Source organism: Nocardiopsis sp. NPDC049922, assembly GCF_040660275.1.
GTDB lineage: Bacteria > Actinomycetota > Actinomycetes > Streptosporangiales > Streptosporangiaceae > Nocardiopsis.
The window spans coordinates 265,095-290,128 of sequence record NZ_JBFAME010000006.1 but is presented as its reverse complement, the minus strand read 5'-3'; the positions used below and the strand labels follow the sequence as shown (position 1 = coordinate 290,128).

Genomic DNA, 25,034 nt, shown 5'->3' with positions numbered 1-25,034 from the left:
ATACCCGCCCACGGAGAGGGAGGCGACATGGCGAGTCTGGCCGTCCGCGTGCTCGCGGGCGTCCTCCGACCGACCCGCAGGCGTCCGGTCGAGACCGTCGAGGGCGCCCGGAGGCGGATCGCGCGGGCCAAGGCCGACCCGGCGCCGCCCGGGTGGGTCGTCCGCCGGCACGGGGTCACCCGGGGGGAGGTCGGCGGGTTCCCCGTGTACACCGTCCGCCCACGGAGGGCCGCCGACCCCGAGCGAGCCGTGGTGTACCTGCACGGCGGCTCCTACGTCGGCGAGATCGGCCCCGCGCACTGGGCGCTGGTCTCGCGGATCGCCGACGCGGGCTGCCGGGTGGAGGTCCCGGTCTACGGGCTGGCGCCCCGGCACACGCACCGGGCGGCGTTCCCGTTCCTCACCGAGGTCCACCGGAGGCTGCTCGACGACCTGGCGCCGGAGCGGATCGGGTTCGCGGGCGACTCCGCCGGGGCCGGGCTGGCGCTCGCCCTCGCCCAGTCGCTCCCCGAGACCGGCCTGCCCCTCCCCGCCCGGCTGGTGCTCGTCTCGCCGTGGGTCGACGCCACCCTGACCCACCCGTCCATCCCCGCGGTGGCGGCGGTCGACCCCATGCTCAGCCCCGTCGCCCTGCTGGAGTCGGCGCGGGCCTGGGCGGGCGGGGACGACCTGGACCACCCGCGGATCAGCCCGGTCAACGGCCCGATGGCCGGGCTGCCGCCGACCGACCTGTACATCGGCACCCGCGACCTGTTCCACGGCGACGTCCTGCGGCTGCACGACGCGCTGCTCGCGGCCGGGACGCGCGTACGGCTCGACGAGGCGGTCGGGGCGATCCACGTCCACCCCCTGACCCCCACCCCGGAGGGGCGCCGGGCCCGCCGCCGGATCACCGCCGCCCTGCGGGGAATGCGCTGACGGCCTAGGATGCGGTGCGTGAGCGAACACAGCACGCGCGGGCGCGCCCCGCACCCCCAGCGGGGCCGCGTCCGCGAGATCCCCATCGAACGCAACGCCACCAGGATCGTCTACGCCCCCGAACGCGACGGCCTCGCCGACGCGGGAGAGATCGTGTGGACGTGGGTCCCCTACGAGGAGGACCCCGAGCAGGGCAAGGACCGGCCCATGCTCGTCGTCGGGCGCAAGGACGGGCGCCTGCACGGCCTCATGCTCTCCTCCCAGAGTCCCGACGCCTGGGAGGCCCAGGACTGGCTGCCCATCGGCACCGGCCCCTGGGACCGTGAGGGCCGGGACTCCCACATCCGGGTGGACCGCCTCTTCGAGTTCGACGAGGACGACATCCGCCGGGAGGCCGCCGTCCTGGACGAGGAACGGTTCCGACTGATCGCGGACGTGCTGCGGAGCCGCTACGGCTGGAGCTGACCCCGAGCGTCGGCTCCACCGACTTCTCGACCGGGCAGTTCCGTTCGGCGAGGGGTGCCCGGTCGCGCCGTCCCCGGCCGACCGGGCGCCCCGTGCCAGGGCGGGTGCGCCCCGGTCAGCTCGCGACCACGGGCTCCCGCGCCGGTGCGCCCAGGTGGGCGGTGAGCTCGGCGCGCAGCCGGATCCGGTCCGCGCCGTGCCCGTGCGCGGCCACGTAGCCGTCGGGGCGGATCAGGTGGTATCCGGGCGCCGGGCACAGCCGGTGCGCCTCGGCCTCGTCCGCCGCCAGCGCCCGCACGGCGACGTCGGGCCGGTCGGCGACGGCCCTGGTCAGGTCGTCCCGCACCTCGGGGGCGCCGGGCACGACGGCGACCGTCCACCCGGGCGGGGTGGCGGCCCGCCCCTCCTCCTCGGGGCCGCCGACGCCGAGCCGGACGGCCAGACCGCGCGGCAGGGCGTGCCCGACGCGGACCGCGCCGGGCCGCCGCTGGGTGATGAGGCAGGAGGAGGGCCAGGCCGGTTCCTGCGTGCTGCGGGTCGGGGTGTAGCGGAACCGGTACCCGGCCATCACCGGCAGGTAGTGGCGGTCCATCACCGGCTCCAGGGTGCGGAAGGCGGCGTCCCTGGCGGCGGTCTGGAGCGGGTGCTTGAGCATCCACCCCCGGGTCTGGATGTCGGTGTCGCGCACGACCTGGCGCGCCACGTCCTGGCGTTCGTGCTGGTAGGTGTACAGCAGCGACGGCTCCGCACGCCCGTCGAGCACGGCGGCCAGCTTCCAGGCGAGGTTCTGCGCGTCCTGCATCCCGGTGTTGAGACCCTGTCCGCCCGCCGGGCTGTGCACGTGGGCGGCGTCCCCGGCGAGGAAGACGCGGCCGCGCTGGAAGTCGTCGGCGTGTCTGCGGTGGACGCGGAAGACCGACTCCCACACGGGGTCGACGAGGCGCACGCCGCCGGGGCCCTGTTCGTCGGCGATCCGCTGGAGCAGCTCCACGCTCACCTTCTCGCCCGGAGGCAGGCTGCTGAAGAACCGGAACACCCCGTCCGGAAGGGCGACGATGACGAGCGCCCCCTGCGGTGACTGGTAGTAGAGCGCCTCGTCGGTGGGCAGGTCGCCCTCGATGCGGCAGTCGACCAGGGCGAAGGCCGACTCGTAGGTGCTCCCGCTGAACCCGGTGCCGATCTGGGCCCGGACCGCGCTGCCCGCCCCGTCGGAGCCGATGACGAAGGGCGTGCGGTAGCGCTCCACCGTGCCGTCGCGGTGCTCCAGGATGGCGGTGACCCCGTCGGTGTTGGTGATGTCGCCCGAGAAGTCGAGCCCGTCGAAGGCCAGGAGGCGCACGCCTCGCTCGATGTGCCCGCCCAGCTCGTGCAGCCGGTCGGTGAGCACGCGCTCGGTCTCGTTCTGCGGCAGGCACAGCGGGGTGAGGTGGTCGGGGAAGGTGAACGTGGTCAGCGGTTCCCGCGAGGAGAAGTAGCGGAACCTGGTGATGTCGATCCCGGCCTCCCTGGTGGCGCCGAGGGCTCCCATGTCGTCCAGCATGTCGAGCGTGCGCGGCCACAGCAGCAGGGCCTTGGGGAAGGGGGAGGCCTGCTCCGCCCGGTCGATGAGCCGGACGCTGACCCCCCGTCGGATGAGTTCGCAGGCGGCGGTCAGTCCCACGGGCCCGGCGCCGACCACCAGGACGTCCGCGGGTTCTACCGGGGTTCGGGGTGTGCGGTCGGACGTGGTGTCCTCACTGGTCAACGGCATCTCGGCGAGCTCCGATCGATCCGGTGTCGGTGGTGGCGTCCGGGCGGGCGGCGGGTCGCCCGCCTCGGACATCTATAAGATTGACGATGATAATAAGATACCTTATGCTCCTCCGTGGCTAGATGGTTATAAGAATTCGATGCAGAGGTGAGGAACGGTGACTCCGATCACGGCGCGGCCGGACGCCCAGCGCGGGCCGGCACTCCGGATCCGGGCGTGCGGCGCCGCCGCCATCGCCCGTCCGTCCACCGTCCCCTCAAGCCCGGAAGCCCACGTCCCCGCCGTCCCGGCCGTGGAACCCCGGCGCCGCGGTTCAGGCTGAGCGTCCGGGTCGCCGGTCCCCGCTTCCGGTGGCGCGCCACCACGCGACCCTGCCCGTCCACTGCTCCCCGCTCCCCAGGAGGCCCGTGGCCCAGGCCTCCCGCCCCACCAGGTCCATGAGCAAGAGGAATGTGAGACACACCATGCAGATGCCCGCGCACAACCTCCTCACCGTCGACGAGGCGGCGGAGCGGCTCGACGACCCCCGTCTGGACTACGCGCGCACGCTCGACCGCACGGTCGTCCACCGGGAGGCCCTGGCCGAGGTCTTCGTCACCGACACCCGGTCGCTGGGCGGCGACGCCCACGCGGCGGCGGCGCAGCTGCCCCGGTCCCACGCCTACTACGGCGACCACCTGCTGCGCCCGCGCCTGCACGACCCGGTCCTGCTCCTGGAGGCCTGCCGCCAGGCCGGGCTGGCCATCGCCCACACCCACTACGGGGTCCCCTTCGACCACAAGTTCGTGCTCACCACCCTGAGCGTGGTGATCGACCGCCCGGACCGGATGGTCGTCGGCCCGATGCCCAGCGCCCTGAAGATGCTGGCCTCGATCGAGGACAAGCGGATCAAGGAGGGGCGCGTGGTCGGCTACGACGCCCGCTTCCGCCTCTTCGTCGACGACGCCGAGGTCGGCACCGCCGTCGTCGGACTGCGCTTCAAGTCGCCGGAGAGCTACCAGCGTCTGCGCTCCAGCAACCGCTCCGGCGCCCCGCTGCCCTCCACCGCGCGCTTCGAGTTCACCGTCCCCGGCGAGGTCCCCGCTCCCTACCTGGTCGGCCGGTCCGGGAACGAGAACGTCGTCCTGGCCGGGCTGCGCACGGACGCCGACGTCACCTCCGCCTCCATGCGCGTGCTCCCCGAGCACCCCAGCATGTTCGACCACGCCCAGGACCACATCCCGGGCATGGTCCTGGCCGAGGCCGCCCGGCAGATCGCGCTCAACGCCCTCCTGGAGGCCCAGGGCACCTCGCCCGCCAAGGCCTACGCCGCCGAGATCACCGCCACGTTCACCGCCTTCGGTGAGCTGGAGCCGCGCACCGACCTGCTGGCCCGCGTCCTGCCCGCGGGGGAGAACGCCCGGGACGGCGACGTCTACTACACCCAGGGCGGCACGGTCGAGTACCCGTCGGACCCCGCCGCGACGACCTCCGTCGAGGTGGACGTGCGCCAGGAGGACGTGTCCATCTGCCGCCTGGACGTCGGTCTCGTCCGCATCCCGTCCTGACCCCCGGCCCGCCGGAACGCACCCACCGCACAGTCAGGAGAAACACCCATGACGGCACCAGGCGACGTGCACGGCACGGGAGCCCGCACACCCGCCATCGCCTTCTTCGACGTGGACGAGACGCTCATCGGCCCCAAGAGCATGTTCTCGTTCCTGGAGTTCCGGTTCGCCAGTGACGGGCACGACCCCTCGGCCTACGAGCGGGCGGTGGCCGACCTGCGCGCGATGGCGGCGCGGGGAGCGCCCCGGCAGGACGTCAACCGGGCCTACTACCGGCTCATGGCCGGGGAGACCACCGACCGCCTGCGCGGTCTGGGGCGGGCGTGGTTCGAGACCACCTCGACCCGGGCCGGGTTCTGGCACCCGCCGGTCGTGGAGCGGCTGCGCCGCCACCGCGACCGGGGCGACCTCGTCGTCCTGCTGTCGGGCTCCTTCTTCGCCTGCCTGGAGCCGATCGCCGAGGCCGTCGGCGCGAACTGGGCCCTGGGCACCCGCCCCGTCGAGCGCGACGGGCGGACCACGGGCGAGGTCGTGGTCCCGATGATCGGCGCGACCAAGGGCACGGCCGCGCGCGCGGCCGCCGCCGTGCGCGGCGTCCCGCTCGCCGACTGCACCGCCTACGGCGACCACTCCAGCGACCTGTCCCTCCTGTCGGCGGTCGGCCACCCGGTGGTCGTCGGCGACGACGCGGCGCTCGGCGAACACGCCGACCGGCACGGCTGGGAGCGGATCAGGGACGCCTCGGCTCCCGCGGCGGCCGCCACGGCCGTCGCGGGCTGAGGGGCCGCCCGCCCCGGCCCGCGGGCGGCCCCATCCATCACCACCCGCATCCCCCGCATCCCCCAGAGGAGATCCACCATGTGTTCACCCGCCATGGTCATGGCAGCCATCCGCGGTGAGGGCCAGCATGTCTGCTCGCACCACCCCGCCCCCGCCACGGGCGACACCACCGCCGCCTCCACGGCGACCGACACCGTCACGACCGGCGAGCGCCCCGTCCAGCGAGGGCGCGTCGTCCGGAGCGCCACGCGCCCCGGGAGCCCCCGTGCCTCCTCCCGCCCCGGCCCGGAGGCTCCCGGCGAGCCCGTCCGGTCCGGCGGAGCCACCTCCCGCCGGGGCGCGCTGCGCGCCGCGCTGGCCGGAGGCCTGGGCGTGGCCGGCGCGGGCCTGGTCGCGGGCGAGGCGTCGGCCGCCGCGGCGCCCACGGGCCGGTACAACCCGATCCACCGCCTTCCCGCGATGATCGCCCGGGGCCGCGTCCGGATGAAGGACCTCACCCATGAGCTGCACGAGGACTTCCCCGTCTTCGCGGCCTTCGTCCGCGCGCCGGAGCAGGTCCAGGTGATGTTCGAGGACGAGGTCGGCTTCAACACCGCGGAGTGGACCTTCAACGAGCACTCGGGGACGCACATCGACGTGCCCGCCCACTGGCAGGACGGGATGCCCACCGTCGACGAGATCCGTCTGGAGGACCTGGTCGCGCCGCTCGCGGTGATCCGCATCGCCGACCGTGCCGCCGAGGACAACGTCACCGGGGTCACCGTCCGCGACATCCGGCGCTGGGAGCGCCGCCACGGCCGCCTGCCGGAGCGCGCGTTCGTCGCGATGGACAGCGGCTGGGCCGCCCGCGTCGGCAGCGCCGAGGACTTCCTCAACATCGACCCGGTCACCGGGGCCGCGCGGTTCCCCGGCTTCACCCCGGAGGCCGCCGACTTCCTGGTCGGCGAGCGCGGCGTCGTCGGGTTGGGCGTGGACACCCCCAGCCTCGACATCGGCGCGGACCCCGACCCGCAGACCCACCACATCCTCCTGACCTCGGGCCACTACGGCCTGGAGAACATGGCCGCACTCGACCAGGTGCCCGACTCGGGCGCCACGCTCATGGTCGGCGTACCTCGGCTGAAGGGCGGCTTCGGCGCTCCGGTCCGCGCCATGGCGCTGGTCTGACCGGGCGCCGCCACTCACGCGGCGCTCCAGAGTTCAGTACGTAAGGAGACAGCACGATGACGATCGCCATCCTTGGAACGGGCTCCTACCTGCCGGCCGAAGTGGTCGGCAACGACGAGATCGGACGCACGACCGGTGTGACCGACGAGTGGATCCGCCGCAAGACGGGGATCCGTGAGCGCAGGCGCGCCGCTCCCGGCGAGGCCACCTCCGACCTCGCCGCCGAGGCGGGCCGCCGGGCACTGGCCCAGGCGGGCGTCCCGGCGGAGCGGCTCAGCTACATCATCGTCGCCACGTCCACGCCGGACCACCCGCAGCCGGCGACGGCCAGCATCACCCAGCACCTGCTCGGCGCCGAGCGGGCGGCCGCCTTCGACGTGAACTCCGTGTGCAGCGGGTTCGTCTACGCCCTGTCCGTGGCCGAACACCTGCTGCGCCCCCAGGGCGACGCCTACGCCCTGGTCATCGGGGGTGACATCTACTCCCGCATCCTGGACTACAGCGACCGCAAGACCGCCACCCTGTTCGGTGACGGCGCCGGCGCCGTCGTGCTGGGCCCCGCCCGCGACCGCGACGGGGTCCTGGGCACCCGGCTGCTCACCGACGGGGACCACCACGAGCTGATCCGCGTTCCGGCGGGCGGGTCCCGCCTGCCCGCCTCCGCCGCCACGCTCGCCGGCCGCGACCACTTCTTCCAGATGGAGGGCCGGGGCGTGCGCGAGTACGTCACCCGGCGCCTGCCCGAGGTCATCCACCAGATGCTCGACGGCATGGGTGTGGACAGTGACGAGATCCGCCACTTCGTCCCGCACCAGGCCAACGGCGCGATGCTCAACGACATCTGGCCGTCCCTGGGCCTGGAGCGGGCCCACCTGCACCTGACCGTGGAGAGCCAGGGCAACACCGGATCGGGGTCGATCCCGGTCGCCCTGGACACCGTCCACCGCTCGGGCCTGCTCCAGCGCGACGACCTCGTCCTGCTCGCCGGGTTCGGCGGCGGGATGAGCGTCGGCCTCGCACTCGTGCGGTGGAGCCCGGTCCCCGTGCTGCGCCCGCTGGTGGAGGAGGTCGTCGCGGTCTCCGTCCCGACACCGGTGACCGTCTGATGGCGGTCACCGGGGACGCTCGCCAGCGTGTGAGCGAACCGCGGGGGCCGCACGAGCGGGTCCGCGAGGGCGACGAGCGCGCCACCCGGCGCCAGCACGACAAGGGCAAGCTCACCGTTCGCGAACGCATCGATCTCCTTTTCGACAAGGACACCTTCGTCGAGAGGGATGGTCCCGCGTGAGCGAGACGACGACCGAGGAGAACCTGGTGGCCGAGAACAGCCTGATCCTGGACGTCATACGGGGACGTCCGGCCCCGGACGAGGTGCGGGCCCTGTCCGCGGCGCTGCGCACGACCATCCGGGCACGACAGCGCCAGCGGGCGCGGCTCACCGTGTCGGTGCCGCGTCCGGGGGAGCCCGCCGGATCCTGGCGGACCGCTCCGGAGCGCCCCCGGACCTGACGGAGACCACGAGCGAGGAATCGGCCCGGACCCCGTGCGCGCGCGGGGCCCGGGTCTACTGGGCTTCTTGGCGAGAGTGTGCCCGCCTTCAGGCGGGTGGTGAATCGCCCCACCGTCCTTCGGGCTGCGGACCGGGGCGTCCCTGCGCCTCGATGTACCGCTCAACGATGGCCAGCGGTGCTCCGCCCACCGACCCGGCGAAGTAGGAGCCGGACCAGAACCGTCCGTGCATGATGTCGCGGTTCACCTGACCGGTGAACTCGGCACGCAGGTAACGGGACGAGACGCCCTTGAGACTGTTGACCAACCTGGAGACGGACACCTTCGGCGGATAGTGCACCAGCAGGTGTACGTGGTCGCGTTCACCGTTGAACTGCCTCAACTCCGCATCGAAACCGTCACACACCTGCGACATGATCTCCTCGCACCGGACCAGCATGGGTTCGAGACGAAGAGGAACGCGCCCCAGGACATTGTGGGTGCCAGGACGTGGAGCCTTCGGGGGTACCCGGGCGAGGAAGCGTCAACCACCGACGACCTGTAGACACAGGACGTCGGATTCTCCTGACTTCAGCCGGGAGAGGATGTCAATCCTCGTTCAGGTCCACCAGTTCGGTGCGGGCCTCGGCGGAGGCCTCGGCGCACCGGGCCAGGTAGCGCACGAACTCCTCCTCCTCGGCCTTGGTGAAGGCGTGGCTCAGCCGTGCCTCGACCCGGACCGCGGCCTCGTCGGCCCGCTTGAGCAACGCGTGGCCCGTCTCGGACAGCCGGGTCTCCAGGATGTGCGAGTGCAGCGGGTGGGGTTTGCGCTCGATGAGCTCCCGCCTGCTCAGCGTCGCGAGGACGGAGGACATCGTCTGCGGGGTCACCAGGCACCGTCGGGCCAGGATCGCACCCGACAGCCCGGGTTCCTCCGACAGCACGAGGAGGACCGTGTACTGCGGAACGGACAGGTTGAACTGACGCAGCACCGCGTGCTTGGCCGCGATCAGCTCCTGCTCGGCGCGTTTGAGGTGATGACCGATCCGCTGGTCCATGGGAAGCTGGGTCATCTGCGAATCGTATATCAGGGCGATTGTCCCTCCGTGCTCGTCGGTCCCTTCCGGAACCGGCACCGGGGCGGTACCCGGGACGGGCGGGTGCACACCCGCCCGCCCCGGGAGGGAGGGCTCAGTACCGCGCGCCCGCTGTGGTGGCGGCGATGGGGTCGAGTGCGTCCAGGTCGTCCGGGGTGAGGGCCAGTTCGGTGGCCTTCGCGTTCTCGTCCAGGCGGTCGCGCCGCTTGGTGCCCGGGATGGGCACGACGGGGAGTCCCCACGTCGAGGCCTGGGCGTGGACCCAGGCGAGCGCGACCTGTCCGAGGGTGGCGTCGTGGGCGTCGGCCACGCGCTGGACGGTGGCGAGCAGCTCCCGGTTGCGCGCCGTGTTCTCCTCGGAGAAGCGGGGGTTGCGGCGGCGGAAGTCGTCCTCGGCCAGCCCCTCGCGCGTGGTGTAGGCGCCGGTGAGGAAGCCCCGCCCGAGCGGGGAGTAGGGGACGAACCCGATCCCGAGCTCGCGGCAGGCGGCCAGGATCCCCTCGTCCTCCACGTGCCTGGTCCACAGGGAGTACTCGGTCTGCACGGCCGTGATGGGGTGGACGGCCTGGGCGGCGCGGATCTCCTCGGCGCCCACCTCGGACAGCCCCAGGTGGCGGACCTTGCCCGCGGCCACCAGCTCCGCCATCGCCCCGACGGTCTCCTCGATCGGAACGGAGGGGTCGCGCCGGTGCATGTAGTACAGGTCGATCGTGTCGATGCCGAGGCGGGCGAGGCTGGCGTCGCAGGCGGAACGGACGTACTCGGGGTCGCCGCGGTGCGTGCGCTCCCCGGTCTCCTGGTCACGGACGATGGCGAACTTGGTGGCGAGGACGACCTCGTCCCGCCGCTCCCGCACGACCTTGCCCACGAGCTCCTCGTTGGCGCCGTGGCCGTACATGTCGGCCGTGTCGAGGAAGCTGACGCCGATGTCGAGGGCGTGGTGCAGGGTCGCGACGGACTCCGCGTCGTCACCAGGTCCGTAGAACTCACTCATGCCCATGCAGCCGAGTCCCTGGACGGACACGGTGGGGCCGCTGGAGGTAAGCGGTGCGGTCCGCATACGCACTCCTGTGGTCGGGGATCTGACGACACGACTCAGGAGACCGCGGTGAGGCCCGTGGGGTCACGGCGGGCGGGGCGGACGGCCCAGGGTCCGCCCTCCTGAATCTACGTGATCAACCTACCATAAGAGTACTGATTAAATGCAGGTGTCGATGGGGCCACACATCTCTGTCCCTCCCTGACTACGACCGGCGGCGCGCTGCCGTCCGGGCGCGTGCACAGCAGCCGCTGGGCGAGGACGACCTCGAACACCTCCGGGGTCTCGTCGGTGATCTCGGACAGCGCCAGACACCCGGACACCACGTGGTGGCGGATCCACTCGCTGGTGTAGAGGTCCGCCTCGACCCCCGGCATCAGTCGGATCCGCAGGTGCAGTCGCTCGTCCTCCGTGTGCGGGTCCACCACCACGACCTGGGCCTCGTCCACCGAGTCCAGCTGGTGCGCGAGCGCGACCAGGTCGGTGGGGGAGACCAGGCGGGTGAGCGGACCCAGGGGCGCGTCGATACGGCTGTGCGTCCGGATCGCGGGACCGGGCAGGCCGCACTCGCAGTGCGCCCACTCCGCGGAGATGCCCGTGTCGTACCGGAGCAGGGGGATGACCGCCTTCTCGTGCGTGACGGTGACGAGCATCCGGCCGTCGGCGATCTCCGTGTACTGGTGCGGCAGCAGGTGGAGGGTGTCGTCGGAGCACGAGGGGCCGCTGTGCCCGATGATCCAGGTCTCGGCCGAACCGAAGAGCGCCCAGGTGCGCAGGTGGGGGAACTGGGCGCGGATCAGCGCGCGGGTGTCGGCGTCCATGGCCGGACCGCTCCAGACCACCTTGCGCAGGAAGGTCAGGTCGCGGCCGGCGGCGGCGCAGAACCGCAGCAGCCGCCGGACCGTGTCCAGCGTGGTGGCCAGGGCCGTCACGCCCTGCTGCTCGAACAGGTCGAGGTAGGGCCCCATCAACTTGTCGGTGGGAGCGTCCATGGACAGCGTCGGGACCCCGGCCCGCGTGGCCAGGGCGGTGTGCAGGTCGTGCGAGGCGCGCATGTGGAAGGGCGTGCTCAGGCTGGCGAGCAGGTCGCCGGGCTCGAACGGGTTGACGTGCGGCGCGATCTCGTCCAGGTACAGGTCGGCGGGAAGCGCCCCCATCCGCATGGTGGAGGTGGTCCCGCCCATGATGTGCAGGGAGGCGCGGTTCAGTGCCGTCGGGGCGTCGCGCATCAGGGCGTCGGTCGCCTCGCCCAGCTCGTCCCGGGTGAGCGTGGGCAGGTCCGCCAGGCTCGGCGGACGCCCGTGGCTCGCGTAGCGGCTGTACTTGTCACGGACCACCGGGATTTTGGAGAGCCTGGCCAAGGCATTGGACAGAGACCGGGTCTCATAACGTGATTCCTCTGCCCCGGAAGTAATTGTCATTCGCGTACTCGCATTCCTGGCTATTCCCAGGTGGCCGCCTTCGGCCGCCCGGAGTGGTTGCGGTGCCGTTAATGAACTAGAACCGCCGGGAATACTCCCGGAAGCTTCCTGCGGTGGCCGACGGGGGGTGGGGTCGGTGTCACACGCACAGTAAAGCAGGTTCGTGCGACAAGCGCCCAGAAGGAAGTCTCTTTCTTCGTGACCATGCGAATGCGTATAGTTATCCCTTCTTGTCGGAGGTGGTCCCCGGAACGGTTCAAGATCATTGTTGGGTCTGTGAGGTTAGTCACATGGTCTTTCAATACCCAGCAGGTAACACGGCAGAAATGGAATCACCCGCGGTCGTCACTTCGAACGGAAGATGAGGCGGGCGCGCGCCGACGTGTGGCGTCGCGGGGGCGGGTGACGCGGCGCATATACCCTGGAGACCAACAACCCCGGCGCCGGTCCCGCCCACGGTGACCGGAGCGCCGGGGCTGCCTCCCGAGCACGAGAGAGAACACCCATGAGTGACATCGAGCGCGAGGTCCACGCGGTAGCCGAACGCGCCAGGGACGCGGCGGTCGACCTCGCCCCGCTCAGCCGGGCCGTCAAGGACGCCGCACTCCTCGCCGTCGCCGACGCTCTCGTCAAGCGCGCCGACGAGATCACCTCCGCCAACGCCGAGGACGTGGAGCGCGCCCGCGCCGAGGGGATCTCCCCGGCCATGATCGACCGCCTCACGTTGACGCCCCAGCGGATCGAGGCCGTCGCCGACGCCGTGCGCCACATCGTCGAGCTGCCCGACCCGGTCGGCGAGTCGGTGCGCGGCGGGGTGTTGCCCAACGGGCTGGACCTGCGCCAGATCCGTGTGCCGCTCGGTGTCATCGGGATCATCTACGAGGGACGGCCCAACGTCACGGTCGACGCCGCCGCCCTCTGCCTGAAGAGCGGTAACGCCGCCCTGCTGCGCGGCTCCTCCTCCGCCTACGCCTCCAACACCGCCATCGTCGCGGTGCTGCGCGACGCCCTGGCGGGGACCGGCGTCCCGGTCGACGCGGTCCAGCTGGTGCCCGGCCGCACCCGCGAGTCCTCCACCGCGCTCATGCGGGCGCGCGGACTGGTCGACGTGCTGATCCCGCGCGGCGGCCGCTCGCTCATCCAGGCGGTCGTGCGCGACTCCACGGTCCCGGTCATCGAGACCGGCGAGGGGCTGTGCCACGTGTACGTGGACGCGACGGCCGACCTCGACAAGGCGGTCGCCATCGCCACCAACGCCAAGGCGCAGCGCTGCTCGGTGTGCAACTCGGCCGAGACGCTGCTGGTGCACGAGGCGGTCGCCGACGCGTACCTGCCGCGCGTGCTGGACTCCCTCGCCGAGGCCGGCGTCACGGTGCACGGCGACCCCCGCGTGCTCGCGGTCGCCGAGGAGAGCGGGACGTCCGCCACCGTGGTCGAGGCCACGGAGGAGGACTGGGCCACGGAGTACCTGTCGATGGACCTGGCGGTGCGGGTGGTCCCGACGATCGACGACGCGCTCGCGCACATCCGCCGGTACTCCACCCAGCACACGGAGGCCATCGTCACCGACTCCCTGGCCGCCTCCCGGTACTTCGTGTCCCGCGTCGACTCGGCCGCGGTGATGGTGAACGCCTCCACGCGTTTCACCGACGGAGGCGAGTTCGGTTTCGGCGCGGAGATCGGTATCTCCACCCAGAAGCTGCACGCCAGGGGTCCGATGGGCCTCACGGAGATGACGTCGACCAAGTACGTGGTGACCGGGGACGGACATCTGAAGTAGGAATCGTCGGACGTTCGCGCATGGGGGCCGCCGGTACGACGGGCGGCCCCCGGTGTGTGTCTGAAGAGGGTAAACGTCGCAAATGCACCACGCGCCACATACGTCACACGAGGGCGCTGTGAACTCTTGGTCTTCGTACGGTTTTCCCAGCCGCAACCTAGACAAACGCGATTATTCGCCTCAGAAGTATTCCCAAAGCGACTAGGGATCGATACGTTCGCTGGGTGTGTCCCGGCGCTCCGCCCACACCAGTACTCCGGAGTGCCGCCCCCACGGTCACAGACGAAAGGAACACCCCCGAATGAAGCTTCCGAGCAAGGCCGCCGCGCTCGCCACCGCCTCCCTCGCCGTCGGCGGGGTCGCGCTGGTCGCCACCCCCGCGCAGGCCGACCTGGTCACCCTCTGCTCGGGTCACGGCGGCGCGATCACCCTGCCGACCGACCTGGCGGTGCCCGAGGGTGAGAGCTGCTACCTGGACGGCACGGTCATCCAGGGCGACGTCACCGTCCGGGAGAACGCCAACCTGCACATCATCGGCGGCGAGATCGAGGGCGAGGTGACCGTCCAGGGCAACGGGTACTTCGACGCCTCCGGCACCGCCCTGGGCGACAGCGTCGTCAACAACGGCTCCTTCGGCACCCACCTGGAGGAGACCTCGGGCGGCGCCGGCGTGAGCGCGGTCCCGACCGAGGGCGGGAGCACCGACGGCTTCGTCTTCGTCGTGGACTCCTCGGTCGCGGGCCTGAGCACCGAGATCGGCGAGCTCTACGTCAGCGGCTCGCGGGTCGGCGGGGCGGTCACCGCCGAGGGTGTCGAGTACGTCGACATCTTCGACTCGGCCGTGCGCGGTGACCTGTCCGTCACCGACTCCGCCGGCGGCGGCATCCTGTGCGACAGCGAGGTGCTGGGCGCGGCCACCTACTCCGGCGGCGGCGGTCCGGTCGCGGTGGGCGCGGGCGAGCAGGAGGGCTTCTGCGAGTCGCTCAACTACGTCGACGGCGACCTCACCGTCACCGGCGTGACGGGCGGCGTGTACGTCGACAACAACATCGTCGGCGGCGACCTGAGCACCTCCGGCAACCAGCCCACGGCCCAGGTCGGCGACAACAACCGCGTCCGCGGTGACGTCCTGACCGAGCAGGTCGCGCTGCGCTCCTTCTCCGCCGCCGTGGCCGAGGAGTTCGAGGCCCACGAGGAGGAGCTGGTCGAGGAGGTCGAGGAGGCCCGCGCCGAGACCATCGACGAGGCCATGGCCGCCGGTCCCGCCTTCTAGGAGGGCGTGGCCCGACCGGGTGCGACCCGGACCTCCCAGCGGCGTCGACGTCCGTCGGCGCCGCTTCCCCGTGCACGGGGGTGGTTTCGGGGTGCTTCGTGCCGAAACATGGCTGTATATCGTCCTACTGACGACGGTCAAAGTTGGGTGATACAGTCCACGCATGGCTGACTCCGTGCGGCGTGTCGTGGTCACCGGTGGAGCGGGCGGCATCGGACGGGCGGTCGTGTGCGCGCTCGCCGCCGAGGGGTTCGAGGTGGTCGCCCTCGGCCGGGACTCCGGGCGGCTCGCCGCCCTGGAGCGGGAGAGCCGCGCGCACGGGCTCGACGTCCGCGCCCGCGTGTGCGACGTGACCGACGAGGACGCCGTCTCCGCGACCGCCGACGCCCTCGGACCCGTCTCGGTCCTGGTCAACAACGCGGGAACGGCGACCACCGCGCCCCTGCGCAGCACCGGGCTCGACCTGTGGGAGGGCCACCTGCGCACCAACGCCACCTCGGCCTTCCTGATGACCCGTGCGCTGCTGCCCGGCATGCTCGACCGCGACCACGGCCGACTGGTGTTCGTCGCCTCGACCGCGGCCCTGGCCGGGACCCGCTACACCGCCGCCTACACCGCGTCCAAGCACGCCATGATCGGGCTGGCCCGGGCCGTGGCCGCCGAGGTGGCCGGGACCGGGGTCACCAGCAACGCGGTGTGCCCGACGTTCGTGCGCGGACCCATGACCGAGCGCTCGGTGGCCTGGATCGTCGAGCGCACCGGCCGCGACCGCGCGCAGGCCGAGGCCGCCCTCGCCTCGGCCGCGCCGCTCGGGCGACTCCTGGAACCCGAGGAGGTGGCCGCCGCCGTGTCCTACTTCGTCAGCCCGATGGCGCGCGCGGTCAACGGCCAGTCCCTGACCATCGACGGAGGAGGAATCCACAGGTGAGTCCGTTCCGCGCGTCCGCCCCCCTGACCGAGGACTGGAACCACTTCGACGTCCACCGCGCCGACGGCGTGACCACCGTGACCCTCGACCGCCCCGACCGGCTCAACGCCCTGACCTTCGAGGCCTACGCCGACCTGCGGGACCTGGTGATCGAACTGCCGCACCGGGGCGACACCCGGGTCCTGGTCCTGCGCGGCCGGGGCCGGGGGTTCTGCTCGGGAGGGGACGTCCACGAGATCATCGGGCGCACCCTGGCCATGGACCCCGACGACCTGCTCGCCTTCACGCGGATGACGGGCGAGGTGGTCCGGGCGCTGCGCGAGTGCCCCGTCCCGGTCATCGCCGCCGTGCACGGCATCGCCGCCGGGGCCGGATCGGTCCTGGCCCTGGCCGCCGACTTCCGGGTGGTGGCGCGCTCGGCCCGGTTCGCCTTCCTGTTCACCAAGGTCGGTCTGGCCGGAGCGGACATGGGCGCCGCCTACCTGCTGCCGCGCGTCGTGGGCCTCGGCCGCGCCACCACACTCCTCATGCTCGGCGACACCGTCGGTGCGGAGGAGGCCGACCGCTACGGCCTGGTCAGCGAACTGGTCGACGACGACGGACTGGACGCGGCGGTGTCGGCGCTGGCCACCCGGCTGGCCGAGGGCCCCGCGTTCGCCTACGCCCAGACCAAGGCGCTGCTCTCGCGCGAGCTGGACATGAACCTGTCCGGCGCGGTCGAGCTGGAGGCGATGACCCAGGCACTGCTGATGAGGAGCGCCGACTACGCCGAGTTCCACGCGGCGTTCACCGGTCGGCGCGACCCCGAGTGGAAGGGCCGCTGATGGAGTCCGCGCACGTTCCCCCGACCCCCCACACCCTGGTCGACCCGCCCGCGCTGGGGTCGGGCTCCGGCTTCTCCCACGCCGTGGTCCCGGTTCCGGGCCGGACCGTGTACCTGGCCGGGCAGATCGCCTCCGGCCCGGACGGCACGGTGGCCGCCGAGGGGCTGGCCGCCCAGTTCGACCTCGCCCTGGCCAACGTCCTGACCGCCCTGGACGCGGCGGGCGGCTCCCCCGAGCACCTGGTCAACCTGGCCGTCTACACCACCGACGTGCCGGGCTACCGTGCCGCGGCCGGGGAGATCGGCCGCGCCTACCGGGCGCGGATGGGCCGCCACTACCCGGCCATGGCCCTCTTCGGCGTGACCGGGCTGTTCGACCCCGACGCCCTGGTCGAGCTGGTCGGGGTGGGGGTGGTCCCGCAGGCCCGGGTCGAACACTGACTATCCCCGGACGGTGGAACGGACGTACTCCAGACCGGGGCCGCGCAGCAGGGAGTGCAGGTCGAAGAAGACCCGCGCCGCCCTGCTGCCCGCCCACCGGTCCGGGAGCAGCTCCGGCGGCAGGCCGGGGTCGAGGTAGGGCATGCGCCGCCACGCGTCCACGGCGCGCAGGTGGTCGGCGAACGCCTCCGGTCCCGGCGCGGGCGCTCCCGCGCGGCCGCCGCGTCGCCACGCCTCCAGGACCGGCTCGTGTTCGGCCAGGAACCGCCGGTACATCTCCTGGAGCGCGGGCAGGTCCCACCAGCGCGCCACGGCCTCGGCCGGTGCGCCGAAGCCGAGGTGGTCGGCGTGGAAGAGCTCCGCGTGCGCCTCCAGACCCAGCTCGCGGAGCACGCGGCGGGCCTGGTCGGTCAGGTGCGCCGGGGCGATCCACACCCCCGCCGTGGCGGTGCCGAAACCGAGCCGGGTGAGCGCCGTGCGCAGGGCGTGGCGGCGGTCGCGTTCGGACTCGGGGACGGAGAAGACCACGAGCACCCACCCGTCGTCGGTCCGGGCGACCCGGTGGCCGAAGATGCGCTGGTCGCCCTCGGCGAGGACGCGGTGCCCCTCGTCGGACAGGCGGTACCCGGCGACGCCGCCGATGCGCTCGGAGACGAGCAGACCGCGCCGCTTGAGCCGGGAGACCGCCGAGCGTGCGGAGGGCGCGTCGACGCCGAGGCCGTCCATGAGCGCGATGAGGTCGGCGACACCGACCCACCCGCCGACGTCGCGGGCGTAGGTGCCGAAGAACGACACGATGAGCGAGCGCGGTCGCCGGTTGACCCGCACGTCGTCGGTCCCGGCCTCCGTCGTCGGCGTGTGTGTCCGCTCGTTGTTCTCCGTCACGCGGACACGATAGCTCCTTCTCTCGCATTCCTCCCATCACCCGCTCTCATCGGGTGACGCGTGCGCGATGGCGCACGAGTTCATATCGGACCCTTGACGGTCGTCATGATCCCTGTACATTCGGAACGTGGGTTCGATCACCGCGAGAGCCGAGGCCGCCCATGGGGTTCGCACTGAACGACGACGACCGGGAGTTCGCCCGCTGGGTGGGCGCGTGCGCCGCCGCGCTCGTCGCGCGGTCGCCCGCCGACCCGCTCGCGGAGCGGGGCCGGGTCGACCGCCCCCTGCTCCGCCGCCTCGCCGACCTCGGCCTCCTCCCCGCGCTCTTCCCCGGGACCCGCGACGACGGCCCCCTCCGCGAGGCCCCCGCCACCCGCCTGTGCCTGCTGCGCGAACACCTGGCCCGGGCGGACACCCACGCCGAGACCGCCCTCGCCCTCCAGGGGCTGGGCGCCTACCCCGTCCTCCAGTCGGGCACCGACCAGCAGCGCCGCCGCTGGCTGCCCGCCGTCGCCGCGGGGGAGGCCGTGGCCGCCTTCGCCCTCACCGAACCCGACGCGGGCTCCGACGCCGCCGCCCTCGCCCTGCGCGCCGAACCGGACGGCGACGGCTGGCGCCTGCACGGCGAGAAGACCTGGATCTCCAACGCCCCCGACGCCGACGTCTACACCGTCTTCGCCCGTACCACCCCCGGCGCCCGCGCCCGGGGCGTGACCGCCTTCCTCGTCCCCGCCGACCGCCCCGGCCTCACCGGGTCCCCGCTGGAGATGCTCGCCGAGCACGCCCTGGGCCACCTGGTCTTCGACGGCGTCCCCGTCGGGCCGGACGACGTGATCGGCCGTCCCGACGCGGGGTTCGCCGTCGCCATGCGCACCCTGGACCTGTTCCGCCCCAGCGTCGGCGCGTTCGCGGTCGGGATGGCCGACGCCGCCCTGACCGCCGCCCGTGAGCACACCCGCGACCGCCACGCCTTCGGCGCGCCGCTCGACCGCCTCCAGACCGTCGCCCACACCCTGGCCGAGATGGCCACCCGGACCGAGGCGGCCCGCCTCCTCGTCTACGCGGCGGCCGAGGAGTACGACACCGGCGGCGACGCGGTCACCCTCAAGGCCGCCATGGCCAAACTGCTGGCCACCGAGACCGCCCAGTACGTGGTGGACGCCGCGGTGCAACTGCACGGTGCGCGCGCACTGCGACGCGGCCACCCCATGGAACGCCTGTACCGGGAGGTCCGCGCGCCCCGCGTCTACGAGGGCGCCTCGGAGGTGCAGCGCCAGATCATCGCCCGCCACCTGCCCCCGATCCCGGGCGCCCCGTCCCCCTCGTAGGTCCCGACCGCGGAGGCCCGCCATGCCGCCGACCCTCTCACCCACCGGCCACGTCGACACCTTCACCCGCGACCACCTGCCGCCGCCCGACCAGTGGCCCGAACTCGTCCTCGACCCGACCGGACCGCGCTACCCCGACCGGCTCAACTGCGCCGAGGAACTCCTGGACGGCGCCATCGCGGCGCACGGCGCCGACCGGCCCTGCCTCGTCGGCGAACAGGAGACCCTCACCTACGGCGCGCTGCGCGACCGGGCCGACCGGGTGGCGCGCGTCCTGGTCGAGCAGACCGGCCTGGTCCCGGGCCAGCGCGTCCTGCTGCGCGGCCCCAACTCCCCGTGGCTGGCCGCCTGCTGGCTGGGCGTCCTGCGGGCCGGGGGAGTGGTCGTCACCGTCCTGCCGGTCCTGCGCGCGGACGAGCTGGCCACGATCATGCGCGCCAGCCGTGTCACCCACGCCCTGTGCGACGCCCGCTTCCTCGACGACCTGGCCACCGCCGCCGCCGGGATGGCCGCCACCCCGCGCGTGATCGCCTACGGGGGACCGGGCCCCGAGGACCTCACCGCCCGCGCCGCCGCCGCGCCGTCCGCCTTCGCCCCCGTGCGCGTGGCCGCCGACGACGCCTGCATGATCGCCTACACCTCCGGCACCACCGGCACGCCGAAGGGCTGCGTCCACTTCCACCGCGACGTGCTCGCCATCGCCGACACCTACTCCGCGCACGTGCTCCGACCCACCCCCGACGACGTGTTCTGCGGGAGCCCGCCGTTCGGCTTCACCTTCGGCCTCGGCGGACTGCTGGTCTTCCCCCTGCGGGCGGGGGCCTCCTCGGTCCTGCTGGAACGGCCGCGCCCCGAGTCCCTGCTCGACGCCGTCGCCGAGCACGGCGTCACCGTCCTGTTCACCGCGCCCACCGCCTACCGCGCCATGCTCGGGCGCCTGGACGGGCACGACCTGTCGCGGCTGCGGCGCTGCGTCTCCGCCGGGGAACACCTGCCCGCCGCCACCTGGCAAGCCTGGCACGAGGCGACCGGCCTGCGCATGCTCGACGGGATCGGCGCCACCGAGATGCTGCACATCTTCATCTCCTCCACCGACGAGCACACGCGCCCCGGCTCCACCGGCCGCCCCGTCCCCGGGTTCACCGCGGCCGTCCTGGACGACGACGGCCGCCCCGTCCCCGACGGCCGGCCCGGACACCTGGCCGTGCGCGGCCCGGTCGGCTGCCGCTACCTCGACGACGACCGCCAGCGCGACTACGTCCGCGACGGCTGGAACCTCACCGGGGACACGTACGTCCGCGACGCGGACGGCTACCTGTGGTACCGGGCGCGCAGCGACGACATGATCGTCACCGCCGGGTACAACGTCGCCCCGGCCGAGGTCGAGGAGGCCCTGCTCACCTCCCCGGACGTGGAGGAGACGGCGGTCGTGGGCGTGCCCGACCCGGACCGGGGCCAGATCGTGCGCGCCTACGTCGTGCTGCGCGACGGACTGGTCCCCGACGAGGACCGCGCCGAGCGGCTCCGCGAGCACGTGCGCTCGCGCATCTCCCCGTACAAGACCCCGCGCTCCATCGAGTTCCGCGCGGAGCTGCCCCGCACCGCGACCGGCAAGCTCCAGCGGTTCCGGCTGCGCGACGAGCGCTGACCGGGCGGCACCACCGACAGCGGCACCACACCGACAGGAAGGCGGACCGCATGCGCATCGCGTGTGTCGGGGCGGGCCCCGGCGGACTGTACTTCGCCGCACTGGCCAAGCAGCTCGACGCCGACCACGAGATCACCGTGTACGAACGCGATCCGGCCGACGCCACCTACGGCTTCGGGGTGGTGTTCTCCGACGAGACCCTCGGCGGGATCGCACACGCCGACCCGGCCGTGTACGCCGCGCTGACCGCCGAGTCCGCCCACTGGGACGACATCGACGTCCACCACCGGGGCGCCGTCGTCACCTCCGGCGGCCACGGCTTCTCCGCGATCGGCCGGCGCGCCCTCCTGCGGATCCTGCGCGCACGCTGCGCCGACCTCGGCGTGCGCGTGCTCACCGGCGCACCCGCCCCGCCCACCGCGGACCTGGCCGCCGCCCACGACCTGGTGGTGGCGGCCGACGGCGCCCACAGCCGGACCCGCACCGCGTACGCCGACGCCTTCGGCACCGCACTCGACCACGGACGCAACCGGTTCATGTGGCTGGGCACGGACCGGGTGTTCGACGCGTTCCGGTTCCACGTGCTGGAGACTCCGCACGGTGTGATGCAGCTGCACTGCTACCCCTACTCCGCCGAGGCCAGCACGTTCCTGGTGGAGACCCACGAGGACGTGTGGCGGGCGGCCGGGTTCGCCGACCTCGCCGAGGCGTGCGACCCCCGACCCGGCCACAGCGACACCGGGAGCATCGCCCGCTGCGCCGCGCTCTTCGCCGACGTCCTCGACGGCCACCGCCTGCTCCCCAACAACTCCCGCTGGCAGCGGTTCACCACCGTGCGCAACCGCTCCTGGCGCCACGGCAACGTCGTGCTGCTCGGCGACGCGGCGCACACCGCCCACTTCTCCATCGGCTCCGGCACCAAGCTCGCGATGGAGGACGCCCTGGCCCTGGCCGCCTGCCTGCGCGAGAACCCGGTCCTCCCCTCCGCCCTGGCCGCCTACGAGGACGAACGCCGCCCGGTCGTGGCCAGCGCCCAGCGCGCCGCCCAGGCCAGCATGGAGTGGTTCGAGGGGATCGCCCGCCACGTCGACCAGGAACCGGTGCGGTTCGCCTTCGACCTGCTCACCCGCAGCCGCAGGGTCACCTACGACAACCTGCGCCTGCGCGACCCCGCGTTCGTCGCGAGGGTCGACCGCTGGTTCGCGGGCCGCGTCGGCGCCGACCCCGCGCGGCCCCGCCCGCCCATGTTCCACCCCTTCCGCCTGGGCGGCCTGGAGCTGGCCAACCGCGTGGTGGTCTCGGCCATGGACGTGTACTCCGCCGTGGACGGCACCCCCCAGGACTTCCACCTGGTCCACCTCGGCGGCAAGGCGCTGGGCGGCGCGGGGCTCGTCATGACCGAGATGGTGTGCGTGTCCGCCGAGGGCCGCATCACACCCGGCTGCACCGGCCTGTACCGACCCGAACACGAGACCGCCTGGCGGCGCGTCACCGACTTCGTGCACGCCCACACGGGGGCGCGGATCGGCGTCCAGCTCGGCCACTCCGGACGCAAGGGCTCCACCCGCCGCATGTGGGAGGGCATGGACGAGCCGTTGCCCGAGGGCAACTGGCCGGTCGTCGCGCCCTCACCCGTCCCCTACCGCGAGGGCGTCAACCAGGTGCCGCGCGCACTCGACGCCGCCGCCATGGCCGCGATCCGCGACGAGTTCGTCGCCGCCGCGCACGCCGCCGACCGGGCCGGGTTCGACCTGCTGGAACTGCACTGCGCCCACGGGTACCTGCTGTCCAGCTTCCTGTCCCCGATCACCAACCGCCGCACCGACGCCTACGGAGGCGCGCTGACCGACCGGCTGCGCTACCCCCTGGAGGTGCTCACCGCCGTGCGCGCCGCATGGCCCGACCACAAACCGCTCACCGTGCGGATCTCCGCCACCGACTGGGTCGAGGGCGGCACCACCGCCGCCGACGCCGTGCGGGTCGCGCGGGCCCTCGCCGCCGCCGGGGCCGACGCCATCGACGTCTCCACCGGCCAGGTCACCCCCGACGAACGGCCCGCCCACGGCCGCGGCTACCAGGTGCCCTTCGCCGAGCGGATCCGCCGGGAGACCGGGATCCCCGTCATCGCGGTCGGGGCGATCTCCTCCCACGACGACGTCAACTCCACGATCCTGGCCGGGCGCGCCGACCTGTGCGCGCTCGGCCGCCCCCACCTGTACGACCCGCACTGGACGCTGCACGCGGCGGCCGAGCAGGGGTACGAGGGGCCCGGCGCCGCCTGGCCCGTCCCCTTCCGCGCGGGCAGCCGGAAACCGCCCACCGGCCGGACCGACGGTCCCCGGCCCAGACTCGACCTGCTACGTTCCCCGGGAACCGACGCCACCCGCCACCGGCGCTGGCGGCCCGGCCCGTGACGCCCGAGGAGGAGAGGCCCGTGCCGACGACCATGGACTACGGGGAGCACCCCAGTCAGACCGTCCACCGGTGGGCGCCCGCCGACGGCGCCGACCGGCCCGCGCCCGTCGCGGTGCTGCTGCACGGCGGATGGTGGCGCGACCGCCACGACACCCGTCTCATGGACCCGCTGGCCGAGGACCTGAGCGCGGCCGGGTGGGACGTGTGGAACGTCGAGTACCGGCGGACCGGCGCGGACGGCGGCGGCTGGCCGCGGACGGTGGACGACGTCGTCCACGCGCTGGAGCTGATCGCCGAGACCGTCCGCCGCGAGGACGGCGCGCTGGACGCCTCGCGGGTGGTGTCGATCGGCCACTCGGCGGGCGGCCACCTGGCCCTGCTCACCGCGCCGGACTCGCCGGTCACGTCCGTGGTCGCCCTCGCCCCGATCACCGACCTGCGGCGGTGCGCCGACGCCGGACTCGGGGAGGGCGCCGTCGCACCCTTCCTGGGGCCCGACCCGGACCCGGAGCTGTACGCGACCAGCTCTCCGGTCAGGCGGGTTCCGGTGGGCGTGCCCCACCTGGTCGTGCACGGCGACGCCGACGACCGCGTGCCGGTCGAGCACAGCCGCGACTACGTGGCGGCGGCCCGCGCGGCCGGGGCCGCGGTCGACTACCGCGAGGTGGCCGGAGCCGACCACTTCGCGGTCATCGACCCCGGGCACCCCGCGTGGAGCGCGGTCCGCGACCACCTGGACCGGATCTGACCCGCACCGGGGTCAGGACGAGCTGGAGGAGCTGGACGAACTGGACGAGTCCCGTGAGGACCCGCCCCGCCAGCGGTCGGCGACGGTGTCGAAGAGCTTCCCGCCCGCGCTGGCCGCGCTCCCGGCGACGTCGCGCAGGGTGCCCAGGAGCGGGTCCTCCGAGCGCTCCCACGCCTCCTTGTAGTGGTTGGCGGCGTTGCGGGCCTCCTGGCCGACGCTCGCGTCGCGGTCCGAGGCACGGCGCGGGTAGTCGCCCCCCAGGATGCGCTGGTAGGCGCCGCTCTCCACCCACCGGTGCAGCTCGGCCAGGCGCACCACCGCGAACGGGTGGGTCTGGCCGCTGAGGCTGAGCAGCTTGAGGAGGCTGTCGCGCGCGTCGCCGCCCCGCTCGTACTCGCGGGCCTGCTCCAGGAAGGAGTCGGGGTTCATCTCGGCGAGGGCGGAGCCGCCCGCCATCTTCATCAGGGCGCGCTTGCCCGCCTCGGGGTCCTGGCAGGCGAGGACGCCCGCGCGGTCACAGGAGAGCTCGGACTTGCGGTACCACTCCTCCAGGGCGGCCACGATGGCGCGCAGGCCGATGTAGCCCAGCGGGATCCACGCCACCCGGGTGGCGAGCTGGATGAGGGCCAGCAGCATCGTCCGGTACACGGCGTGGCCGCTGAGGATGTGGCCGACCTCATGGCCGACAACGAACCGCTGCTCCTCGGCGTCGAGCAGGTCGAACAGGCCCGTCGTCATGACGATGAACGGCTTCTGGCTGCCGATCGCCATGGCGTTGGGCCGGGGGTTCATCTGGATGTAGAGCTCGGGCACCTCGTCCAGGTCGAGGACGTAGGCGGCGTCGCGCACGTAGTCGTGCACGTGGGGGAACTGGGTCGGTCCGACGCGCACCGCGCTGGACAGGAACATCAGGCGCAGCGCCCGCTCGTTGAAGAGTCCGGACAAGCGCTTGAACACCTCGTCGAACCCGCGCAGCGAGCGCAGCGCGACCAGGGCGCCCCGGTCGGCGGGGTGCTCGTAGGCACGGGGTGAGATCTCGGAGAGCCGGACGCGTACGCGGTCTGGTGAGTTCGCCATACCGGCATGCTATGCG

The 25,034-nt window shown here is 73.1% G+C and carries 22 protein-coding genes and 2 pseudogenes; 17 read left to right on the top strand and 7 right to left on the bottom strand.

Annotated features, from left to right (window positions below; translation table 11 throughout):
• Positions 1 to 27 precede the first annotated feature (27 nt).
• Positions 28 to 918 (top strand): alpha/beta hydrolase fold domain-containing protein, encoded by an 891-nt coding sequence (locus AB0I72_RS14175; RefSeq protein WP_358567348.1) that lies wholly within the window; start codon positions 28 to 30, stop codon positions 916 to 918.
• A gap of 18 nt (positions 919 to 936) precedes the next feature.
• Entirely contained in the window at positions 937 to 1,383 is a 447-nt protein-coding gene (locus tag AB0I72_RS14170; RefSeq protein WP_358567345.1) for a type II toxin-antitoxin system PemK/MazF family toxin, read from the top strand.
• Positions 1,384 to 1,498: 115 nt separating this feature from the next.
• Here the strand turns inward: AB0I72_RS14170 and AB0I72_RS14165 are convergent, their stop codons facing one another.
• Positions 1,499 to 3,133, bottom strand: coding sequence for an FAD-dependent monooxygenase (locus AB0I72_RS14165; RefSeq protein ID WP_358567342.1), 1,635 nt, complete (start codon positions 3,131 to 3,133; stop codon positions 1,499 to 1,501).
• A 452-nt stretch (positions 3,134 to 3,585) separates the two neighbouring features.
• On the opposite strand from AB0I72_RS14165, the gene AB0I72_RS14160 reads away from it, so the two are divergent.
• The 6 genes and pseudogenes from AB0I72_RS14160 to AB0I72_RS14135 all read left to right on the top strand — a co-directional run bounded on the left by AB0I72_RS14160 (position 3,586) and on the right by AB0I72_RS14135 (position 8,136).
• Positions 3,586 to 4,680: a ScbA/BarX family gamma-butyrolactone biosynthesis protein gene (locus tag AB0I72_RS14160; protein ID WP_358567339.1), complete on the top strand. Its 1,095-nt coding sequence runs from the start codon at positions 3,586 to 3,588 to the stop codon at positions 4,678 to 4,680.
• A 48-nt stretch (positions 4,681 to 4,728) separates the two neighbouring features.
• Positions 4,729 to 5,460, top strand: coding sequence for an HAD-IB family hydrolase (locus tag AB0I72_RS14155; RefSeq protein ID WP_358567336.1), 732 nt, complete (start codon positions 4,729 to 4,731; stop codon positions 5,458 to 5,460).
• Positions 5,461 to 5,538: 78 nt separating this feature from the next.
• Positions 5,539 to 6,627: a cyclase family protein gene (locus tag AB0I72_RS14150; protein ID WP_358567334.1), complete on the top strand. Its 1,089-nt coding sequence runs from the start codon at positions 5,539 to 5,541 to the stop codon at positions 6,625 to 6,627.
• 56 nt (positions 6,628 to 6,683) lie between these two features.
• On the top strand, positions 6,684 to 7,733 hold the full coding sequence (locus tag AB0I72_RS14145) for a beta-ketoacyl-ACP synthase III (protein ID WP_358567331.1): 1,050 nt from the start codon (positions 6,684 to 6,686) through the stop codon (positions 7,731 to 7,733).
• Positions 7,733 to 7,903, top strand: a pseudogene (locus AB0I72_RS14140) (methylmalonyl-CoA carboxyltransferase); the annotation flags it as partial. The gene AB0I72_RS14145 and the pseudogene AB0I72_RS14140, both read left to right, overlap by 1 nt.
• A gap of 8 nt (positions 7,904 to 7,911) precedes the next feature.
• Complete coding sequence (locus AB0I72_RS14135) at positions 7,912 to 8,136, top strand: hypothetical protein (protein ID WP_358567329.1); 225 nt, start codon at positions 7,912 to 7,914, stop codon at positions 8,134 to 8,136.
• An 88-nt stretch (positions 8,137 to 8,224) separates the two neighbouring features.
• On the opposite strand, the pseudogene tnpA reads toward AB0I72_RS14135, so the two are convergent.
• From tnpA to AB0I72_RS14115, 4 genes and pseudogenes are all read right to left on the bottom strand, one after another.
• A pseudogene (tnpA, locus tag AB0I72_RS14130) lies at positions 8,225 to 8,581 on the bottom strand (IS200/IS605 family transposase); the annotation flags it as partial.
• Between the two features lie 142 nt (positions 8,582 to 8,723).
• Positions 8,724 to 9,188 (bottom strand): MarR family transcriptional regulator, encoded by a 465-nt coding sequence (locus AB0I72_RS14125; protein ID WP_358567326.1) that lies wholly within the window; start codon positions 9,186 to 9,188, stop codon positions 8,724 to 8,726.
• Between the two features lie 118 nt (positions 9,189 to 9,306).
• Positions 9,307 to 10,272: an aldo/keto reductase gene (locus AB0I72_RS14120; RefSeq protein ID WP_358567323.1), complete on the bottom strand. Its 966-nt coding sequence runs from the start codon at positions 10,270 to 10,272 to the stop codon at positions 9,307 to 9,309.
• A gap of 107 nt (positions 10,273 to 10,379) precedes the next feature.
• Positions 10,380 to 11,588, bottom strand: a complete 1,209-nt coding sequence (locus AB0I72_RS14115; protein WP_358567320.1) for an AMP-dependent synthetase — start codon at positions 11,586 to 11,588, stop codon at positions 10,380 to 10,382.
• A 589-nt stretch (positions 11,589 to 12,177) separates the two neighbouring features.
• Here AB0I72_RS14115 and AB0I72_RS14110 point away from each other — a divergent pair.
• From AB0I72_RS14110 to AB0I72_RS14090, 5 genes are all read left to right on the top strand, one after another.
• Positions 12,178 to 13,452 (top strand): glutamate-5-semialdehyde dehydrogenase, encoded by a 1,275-nt coding sequence (locus tag AB0I72_RS14110; RefSeq protein WP_358567317.1) that lies wholly within the window; start codon positions 12,178 to 12,180, stop codon positions 13,450 to 13,452.
• A 301-nt stretch (positions 13,453 to 13,753) separates the two neighbouring features.
• Positions 13,754 to 14,725 (top strand): hypothetical protein, encoded by a 972-nt coding sequence (locus AB0I72_RS14105; protein WP_358567314.1) that lies wholly within the window; start codon positions 13,754 to 13,756, stop codon positions 14,723 to 14,725.
• A gap of 163 nt (positions 14,726 to 14,888) precedes the next feature.
• Complete coding sequence (locus tag AB0I72_RS14100) at positions 14,889 to 15,653, top strand: SDR family oxidoreductase (RefSeq protein WP_358567311.1); 765 nt, start codon at positions 14,889 to 14,891, stop codon at positions 15,651 to 15,653.
• Entirely contained in the window at positions 15,650 to 16,477 is an 828-nt protein-coding gene (locus AB0I72_RS14095; protein WP_358567309.1) for an enoyl-CoA hydratase family protein, read from the top strand. Before AB0I72_RS14100 ends, AB0I72_RS14095 begins: the two co-directional genes overlap by 4 nt.
• Complete coding sequence (locus AB0I72_RS14090; protein ID WP_358567306.1) at positions 16,477 to 16,917, top strand: RidA family protein; 441 nt, start codon at positions 16,477 to 16,479, stop codon at positions 16,915 to 16,917. Before AB0I72_RS14095 ends, AB0I72_RS14090 begins: the two co-directional genes overlap by 1 nt.
• Here the strand turns inward: AB0I72_RS14090 and AB0I72_RS14085 are convergent, their stop codons facing one another.
• On the bottom strand, positions 16,918 to 17,802 hold the full coding sequence (locus tag AB0I72_RS14085; protein WP_358567303.1) for a PaaX family transcriptional regulator C-terminal domain-containing protein: 885 nt from the start codon (positions 17,800 to 17,802) through the stop codon (positions 16,918 to 16,920).
• Positions 17,803 to 17,963: 161 nt separating this feature from the next.
• Between AB0I72_RS14085 and AB0I72_RS14080 the strand changes: the two genes are divergently transcribed.
• The 4 genes from AB0I72_RS14080 to AB0I72_RS14065 are packed head-to-tail and all read left to right on the top strand — an operon-like array spanning position 17,964 to position 23,941.
• Entirely contained in the window at positions 17,964 to 19,130 is a 1,167-nt protein-coding gene (locus tag AB0I72_RS14080) for an acyl-CoA dehydrogenase family protein (RefSeq protein ID WP_358567300.1), read from the top strand.
• 22 nt (positions 19,131 to 19,152) lie between these two features.
• The gene (locus AB0I72_RS14075) at positions 19,153 to 20,778 is read left to right on the top strand and encodes an AMP-binding protein (protein ID WP_358567297.1); all 1,626 of its coding nucleotides are present in this window, start codon (positions 19,153 to 19,155) and stop codon (positions 20,776 to 20,778) included.
• Between the two features lie 50 nt (positions 20,779 to 20,828).
• Positions 20,829 to 23,192 carry a bifunctional salicylyl-CoA 5-hydroxylase/oxidoreductase gene (locus tag AB0I72_RS14070; protein ID WP_358567294.1) on the top strand — a complete coding sequence of 788 codons (2,364 nt, stop codon included), beginning with the start codon at positions 20,829 to 20,831 and terminating at the stop codon, positions 23,190 to 23,192.
• Positions 23,193 to 23,212: 20 nt separating this feature from the next.
• The gene (locus tag AB0I72_RS14065) at positions 23,213 to 23,941 is read left to right on the top strand and encodes an alpha/beta hydrolase (RefSeq protein ID WP_358567291.1); all 729 of its coding nucleotides are present in this window, start codon (positions 23,213 to 23,215) and stop codon (positions 23,939 to 23,941) included.
• Between the two features lie 12 nt (positions 23,942 to 23,953).
• Here the strand turns inward: AB0I72_RS14065 and AB0I72_RS14060 are convergent, their stop codons facing one another.
• On the bottom strand, positions 23,954 to 25,018 hold the full coding sequence (locus tag AB0I72_RS14060) for a M48 family metallopeptidase (protein ID WP_358567288.1): 1,065 nt from the start codon (positions 25,016 to 25,018) through the stop codon (positions 23,954 to 23,956).
• Positions 25,019 to 25,034: the final 16 nt, after the last annotated feature.

Bases quoted from the DNA above. Each gene is read 5' to 3' on its own strand.
- AB0I72_RS14175 (WP_358567348.1), top strand. From the start codon at position 28: ATGGCGAGTCTGGCCGTCCGCGTGCTCGCGGGCGTCCTCCGACCGACC.
- AB0I72_RS14165 (WP_358567342.1), bottom strand. From the start codon at position 3,133: ATGCCGTTGACCAGTGAGGACACCACGTCCGACCGCACACCCCGAACC.
- AB0I72_RS14155 (WP_358567336.1), top strand. From the start codon at position 4,729: ATGACGGCACCAGGCGACGTGCACGGCACGGGAGCCCGCACACCCGCC.
- AB0I72_RS14150 (WP_358567334.1), top strand. From the start codon at position 5,539: ATGTGTTCACCCGCCATGGTCATGGCAGCCATCCGCGGTGAGGGCCAG.
- AB0I72_RS14145 (WP_358567331.1), top strand. From the start codon at position 6,684: ATGACGATCGCCATCCTTGGAACGGGCTCCTACCTGCCGGCCGAAGTG.
- AB0I72_RS14125 (WP_358567326.1), bottom strand. From the start codon at position 9,188: ATGACCCAGCTTCCCATGGACCAGCGGATCGGTCATCACCTCAAACGC.
- AB0I72_RS14120 (WP_358567323.1), bottom strand. From the start codon at position 10,272: ATGCGGACCGCACCGCTTACCTCCAGCGGCCCCACCGTGTCCGTCCAG.
- AB0I72_RS14110 (WP_358567317.1), top strand. From the start codon at position 12,178: ATGAGTGACATCGAGCGCGAGGTCCACGCGGTAGCCGAACGCGCCAGG.
- AB0I72_RS14105 (WP_358567314.1), top strand. From the start codon at position 13,754: ATGAAGCTTCCGAGCAAGGCCGCCGCGCTCGCCACCGCCTCCCTCGCC.
- AB0I72_RS14100 (WP_358567311.1), top strand. From the start codon at position 14,889: ATGGCTGACTCCGTGCGGCGTGTCGTGGTCACCGGTGGAGCGGGCGGC.
- AB0I72_RS14090 (WP_358567306.1), top strand. From the start codon at position 16,477: ATGGAGTCCGCGCACGTTCCCCCGACCCCCCACACCCTGGTCGACCCG.
- AB0I72_RS14080 (WP_358567300.1), top strand. From the start codon at position 17,964: ATGGGGTTCGCACTGAACGACGACGACCGGGAGTTCGCCCGCTGGGTG.
- AB0I72_RS14075 (WP_358567297.1), top strand. From the start codon at position 19,153: ATGCCGCCGACCCTCTCACCCACCGGCCACGTCGACACCTTCACCCGC.
- AB0I72_RS14070 (WP_358567294.1), top strand. From the start codon at position 20,829: ATGCGCATCGCGTGTGTCGGGGCGGGCCCCGGCGGACTGTACTTCGCC.
- AB0I72_RS14060 (WP_358567288.1), bottom strand. From the start codon at position 25,018: ATGGCGAACTCACCAGACCGCGTACGCGTCCGGCTCTCCGAGATCTCA.